This is a genomic window from Amycolatopsis rhizosphaerae, assembly GCF_007713715.1.
Lineage (GTDB): Bacteria > Actinomycetota > Actinomycetes > Mycobacteriales > Pseudonocardiaceae > Amycolatopsis_E > Amycolatopsis_E rhizosphaerae.
This window is the reverse complement of the sequence record NZ_VJWX01000008.1, coordinates 38,376-44,423: the sequence shown is the minus strand read 5'-3', so window position 1 is coordinate 44,423 and position 6,048 is coordinate 38,376. Positions and strand designations below refer to the sequence as shown.

Below are 6,048 nucleotides of genomic sequence, written 5' to 3'. Positions count from 1 at the left end.
CCTAAGAACCCCTGTCGTCAGGCGACGGAGCGTTACTACCCATCCGCGGCAAAAGCGACCACTGACACAGGAGACCCGACGTGGTGTCCGCGACCGCCCTATGACCACGACACCGCACGCTGACACAGGAAAAGAGAATCCAGCCAGTGATCGCCCGTCGGCAGCCGGCACGGCTCGGGACTGGGCGTCCACCGATGGGTGGTCGAGCAGTGCTTCGCACTGCTGCACTGGTTCCGACGTGTCCGCATCCGAAAGGAAACACGCGACGATATTCACAAAGCATTCCTCCCCCTCGGATGCACCTCATCTGCTGGCGTCGACTCGAGATCCACTCATTGTGTTAGAAGCTCTTGAGATATGCGACCTGACCACGCCTGTGGAGAGTCGTCATTCGCGAAACCAGCCTTCGTCGGAGGCAGTGCCGCGTATTGATTCCTCACGCGCTGCTCCGGTGAGCATCTTTTCAGCTAAGACGACAACCGATGCAGGGAATCGTGTCGGTTCCTTGAAAATTCGACGAGCATGCTCGAGGGGGATTTCTAATCCCTCGACTGTGGAGAGTAGATCAGTCTCGGCCGGGCAGTCCTTTAGCGCCTCCACCGCCTGTTCACTGGGCGTACCGAGGAGACGTGCCACGAGGGCGTGCACGCCGGGCCAGCCGACCCTGCCGCGCGAAGCCATCGCTGTCAATGGCTCAAACGGCAAGCCCGGCAAGGGGTCAAGCCCAGCAGATTCGACCGCGTAGTGGCTGAGGAGAAGAAGGACGTCGGGACTGCGGCGATGCACGCCACCGAGCGCAGCCAACTCCAGGCGACGAGCGACTCGACTCCTCCCGAGGTTGCTAGATGAGAACAAGAGCGCCCGTCGCCGCTCGGGAGGGGCTTCGGCGACCGCGGTCTCCAGCAGGTCGAGACATCGCAGTACCACGGCCGGTGCGGCTACGGCAACTAGCGCGAGGCTCCAGGTGCATCGAGAGAGCGGGTCCGGGTACCGATGGAACTGGTCCATCCACCACGTGTTTTTCGCGGTGTTTGCGCGAATCTCAGTGAGCAACCGGCCGTAGTCCGCGGCAGGCCCTAGAGGGTCAGAACCTGGGGTGATGTCTCCACCGGTCTTCAGTACCTCGGGAGCGCTCGCCGCACCGATCACGGCGATCTCCGCAGCGAGCCAGCACGGCCCGAAGATCGCCGTGAGAGCACGCGCGGTGTTGGCCCAGGGCGACGTGGTGTGCTGCTGCCCTTTCCCAGTCAGCATAGCGAGCGCCGCCTCGCCGAACCTGTCGTCGCGTGAGACCAGTCTCTCCAGCGCTGGGAGGTCTCGCGATCGCGTCGTGGAGAAACCCACCCTGCGGGTGGGATCGGCGTGACGAAGCCCCTCTCCCTGCTTCGCGGACGCGATGAAACCTTTGGGGCCAAAAATCCGCAGCAACTCTCGTGGGAAGCCGACGCCATGACTGGAAATACCCGAACATTGCCCGTCGAGCACGTGAGCCACCAGCAGCGATTCAAGCGGCGAGTCCTCCCCGATTGGGACACTGGTCGTCAACGCGACGTCTGCGGCGGCCGGATCAGCTAAAGACAGGCGGTGGATTAGGTCTTCACTCCAAGCTTTCTCCGGTATATCTGGACCCGCCACCGTGAGATGGAGCCACGCCGTCTCGGCATCACCCCCGGCAGCCGCGAATATCTGCGACGCCCACCATTCGATGAAAGCGAGCGATGTGGGACCTAAACATCGGATGAGCCTGACCCGAGCACGACTTACTCCAGCCGAAGGGTATTTCGCAATCAACGCGCAAAGCCGCCCGAGCAGTTGCTCACCGCCGTGCTCCACCGCCAGCAGGGGCAACCCATCCTGGCGACCGTCGAGATGGCACAAGATGATCGCGCTCGCGTTGGAGGCGAGCAGTTCGACCACCTCGTTCTGTGTCCGCGGTCGCCGACTGAACACCCCGTCTGCCAGCAATGTCCAGGTGATGAGACGTAGATGCGCCGGGCGGTGTTCGAGCTCGAACTCGTCTTTCAACACCTCAGCAAGTACGATCAGCTCGCTCACGGTAGCGAAACCAGCGTAAAAGCGGCAAGTGTTCATCCAATACGGACGTCGGACGAGTTGACGAAACACAAGAGTTTTGTCGAAATCACGCGTCCCGGCACCCGCGACCTCGTACAGGTGCTTGGCAGCGAAATACTCCTGCATCGGCAGGATATCGAACTGAAACGTGCCCTGCTGTTTGCTCGACAACGCCCAGACCCGGTAGGTCACGGCGGTAAACAACTCGTCAACGAGCGTCACATCTTTGCCGACGCTATACAGGTACGACAGAATGACCCTTTTGATCATCGTGACTGAGAGCCGACCGTAAACCTCGCCGGCTTCGCTCTGCTCCTGTAGCACCCAGCCGAGGTGAGCGGTGACCTCTTCCAGATCCGCTCGGTGCCGCCGGACTGCGATGCTCTTTTCGGCTTCCCGGTCCAGGAATGTCTGCATGTAGGAGGAGTACAGCTCGGTTCGAGCGTGCGGTACGGATTCACCACGCTTGAGGATGAGGAACAGCAGAATCGTCATCTGCATCGGATTCTCGGCCAGCCCCGCGATGTGCGGCTCGACCGCACGGACCTCGAAGATTCGACGCAGTGTCTCGCGATCCCGGTCGACAAGGCCCTGTGCTCGGCTCCACAGGCCGAGGTAGGTGCTCCGCAGTTGGGTACTCAACGGTTGCAGGCTGATGCTCTCGAACGAAGCGGAGGAGGGCTCGGCGAGTTGCACCACGTTCGGACGCGTTGTGACGATAACCTGGGCCGGTTGCACTCCTGCCCGAATACGCGCACAGAAATCGTTGATCTGAGCTACGACAAGCTGGCGCTCACCCGGTTCTGCGACCTCATCGAGCCCGTCGAGGACCAGCAGTAGCGGGAACCTTGTGAAGATCCGCTGCAGCGTTTCAGCGGTCACTGGGAGGGCACCGCTTTTCGCTCGAGCCAGCCGTACCAAGAACGCCTCCAGGGACGGATCCGGTTGGCGCTCCGCAGGCGTCAGGTAGTCTCGTGCAGCAACCGCGAACGGGTCCACACCCGCGAGCCATGAGGCGTAATCGCGCAAGTCGACCCGCAGCGGCAGGCGTGGCGTGGTCACCCCCGCCACGCCAGGCGGGGCTGGGAACAGGGATGCGTTGTCGAGGAAGGCCGCGCGATGAACCTGACAGAGAAACTGCCCCAGCGTCGACTTGCCCTGTCCAGGAGCACCGAACACCAGAGTCTGGTTGTAGTCGGCCTTGAGCAGGTAAGCCGCCGCACCACCCAACTCGTGAGGGACTCGGCGGTCCTTGCCCCTGGCAGATGAGCCGGGTGCGGCGATACGCACGGCTTCAACGTCGACGAACAGGTCGCCCAGCGCCGAGGAGACGAGGTCGACCTGCTTGAACTTAACTCTGGCGTCCTCCTCCCACTGAGTCGCGATGACCTGACGCACGAGATCGCGCAGAACGCGGTCCTGCTCCGCCAGCGTCTCCGAGCGGTTGAGGTACCGAATGAGGTCCCACCCGGCGAGCATGTCGCCGTAAGACCACTTCAGGGAGTCGGGAGCGGCATCGATGAGTGCGTCCAGGTCCGCGCGCCACCAGCATTCGATGTGGATCCCTAGCTCAGACGAATACCGTTCCAGTTCAGTGCGCAGCTTGTCCATGGTTCCCCGGTTCGGAACTGCGGTACCAGAGACGCTAGTCATCAGAATGTATGACTGGGCGCCTTCGGAGACGAGCCGCTCGATGTTTGTACGTTCCCTGAGGATCGCGGCGTTGAGCCACGCTATGGGCTTGGGCGGCGGGGACGCCGCCCACTTGACCTGGTAAACGATCAGACCCTGATCCTCATCGTGCCGCATTGCGTCGCGCCCACCGTCACTGTGACCGACCGGCATGCATGTGACACCAGGGTACTTGTGTGTCAATAACGCATTGCAGAGACGCTGAAAGGTCTTCTCGCCCAGTCGCTCGTATAGGTAACGGCCTGACGCACCCGACAATTGCGCAAGCCCGGCTTCCTCACTGTGCACGTACGCGCGCTCCGCATCCCCGAGTAGTTTCGCCCAGGCGGGCTGCTTAGCGGGCCCATCGTCAGGTTGCTCCGCACGGGAGTCTCCTCGAGCACTCACTCAGCTGAGGCTAGCGAACTCCAATGATCCACAGCACCACAGTGCGTCGAAAGGATCTCTAGATGACGATCGAAGCGAACGTGTGGATCACGGAGGGCGCGGCGTCGGTGTTCCTCATCTGCACGTTCCTCACTACCCGACTCCGCCGCGATTCGCCCTTGGCGTTAGCGACACCGAAGCGCAATCATCCCAAGCCGGGAGAGCAGGGTCCGCGGCGAGCATACGGAAAGTCCGCTGGTCCGACCACCGGTGCGGCTCCGGAGGAGCGGCTCGTGAAATTCTCAGCGACCGGTCCCCACGAACTCGTCCTTTACGACTTCGGCACTCCCCTCGTTGACGGCGAGGCTGAGGTCATGCCCAAGTCGGCATCGACGTGCACGGCTCTCTGCCCAGATAGGCCTGTGGGCGGCTGATGAACGCCCGGCACGAGAAGCGACCAGTAACATCGACCCAACCGAGGCCGTCTGATCGGCCAGATCTTCACGGGCTCGGAAGCCCGGACGACCTCGGCGAAGTCCCGTAACCCACTGGTCCCGCCGGTTCGGTGCACGATGTAGGCGGCCACAACGGCTGTCGTCACGAACCTGACGAGTGCGCAGATCGAAGCCGCGATCACAGGTAGGAAAACTTCAGGCAAGACGGTCATATCCCTCCAGGCGACAGCACGACCGCGCCAGCTAAACCCACAAAGCGCGTACTTTGTGCACTCTAGGCACACAACACCGAGTTTCACCCGTTTGGCGTATGCAGCAGGATCGGGACCTCAGAAACGGCACGGCCGTCTTCACCCGCAACCTGCGAGTCAACGGCGTCCCCGCACCACAGATCGCCTCTCACCAGAGCCAGTGGGTGCTCAAGTAGACGGCGCTGGGGGTGGCCTTGGTTGCCTAGCGGCCGCCACATGGACCAGGGCGAGGCGAGCCTGACAACCTGCATCGATCGGCAATGGCTGCCTTGGGCCCCGCGCCAGCCTGACACCAACACCCCCGAGCCAGCCACCTCATGGGAGGCCGCACACCAACCGAGGTGGTGCTGGTCTCGAAACCACATATTTAATGCCCGCTCGGGCTGGCGACTGTGAAGACCAAGCCTTGTTGAGGTTCGATGCTCGTGTGCGTCTCACCGACTCGCTCAACGCCAGACAACTGGACGTGCTGTGTTGGATCGCCGACGGCTGTCCGGACGGTGTCGTGTCCGGCGACGCCCACAAGGTCACAGCAGTATTGACCACCGACGCCGTACCGCCGAGTGCTCCAGAGCTGACTCATCGACGAAGCAACCGCCGGATGAAAGGCGCTTACTGAGCTCGGCCGATAGCTCGCGACACTACCTACGCAGAGCTGAAGGGTGAGGTCGTCGAGGCCACATTAGCCTGTGCCCCTATTCTGGGGTCCTGCGGATCCGGCACTGATGAGGGGCGAGTAACTAGATTTGAGAGTTCTCGGCGTGAACGCGGCGGGCGGCAAGCTGTGGCTCTGTCTGGTCGACGACAACGGTGTGTTAGAGACCGAGCCGACTTGCCTTGAGTTGCGCGACGGCCCCCACGCCGGGTACGCCATCGTGGCGTTCCGGGACGAGTGCGTCCATGCGCTGGCGGCACTGTCCCCAAATCGGGTCGTGATCCTAGACATGGAACCGGGTGGGCGGGTTCCGAAGCTTGCGGACATGCGGACCCGGTTCACTGCTGAGGCGCTGCTGGCATCGTGCGCTGTAGACGCCGAAGTGACTTGCGTCCGGCTCGCCCGCGCGACGCTCCGCTCCCGGCTGGGCCTTCCCCGCAAGGGCGCGGTTGCCGACCACGTGGCCAGCGTGTTCGCTACCCCGGTAGGGAAATACTGGACGAAGAAACGGGATCTCGCCGCGGTGGCGGCACGCGCAGAGATCGTCGGAGAGTGA

At 62.6% G+C, this 6,048-nt stretch carries 3 protein-coding genes and 1 pseudogene; 3 read left to right on the top strand and 1 reads right to left on the bottom strand.

Annotation, left to right across the window (positions count from 1 at the left end; genetic code table 11):
- Window positions 1-107 precede the first annotated feature (107 nt).
- Window positions 108-344 (top strand): annotated as a pseudogene (locus FNH05_RS39055) (IS5/IS1182 family transposase); the annotation flags it as partial.
- Between the two features lie 43 nt (window positions 345-387).
- Here the strand turns inward: FNH05_RS39055 and FNH05_RS01995 are convergent.
- Complete coding sequence (locus FNH05_RS01995; RefSeq protein WP_144585368.1) at window positions 388-3,882, bottom strand: NACHT domain-containing protein; 3,495 nt, start codon at window positions 3,880-3,882, stop codon at window positions 388-390.
- Window positions 3,883-4,214: 332 nt separating this feature from the next.
- On the opposite strand from FNH05_RS01995, the gene FNH05_RS01990 reads away from it, so the two are divergent.
- Window positions 4,215-4,565, top strand: coding sequence for a hypothetical protein (locus FNH05_RS01990; RefSeq protein WP_144585365.1), 351 nt, complete (start codon window positions 4,215-4,217; stop codon window positions 4,563-4,565).
- Between the two features lie 1,033 nt (window positions 4,566-5,598).
- A complete protein-coding gene (locus FNH05_RS01985) occupies window positions 5,599-6,048 on the top strand; it encodes a hypothetical protein (protein WP_144585362.1) in 450 nt (149 codons plus the stop codon).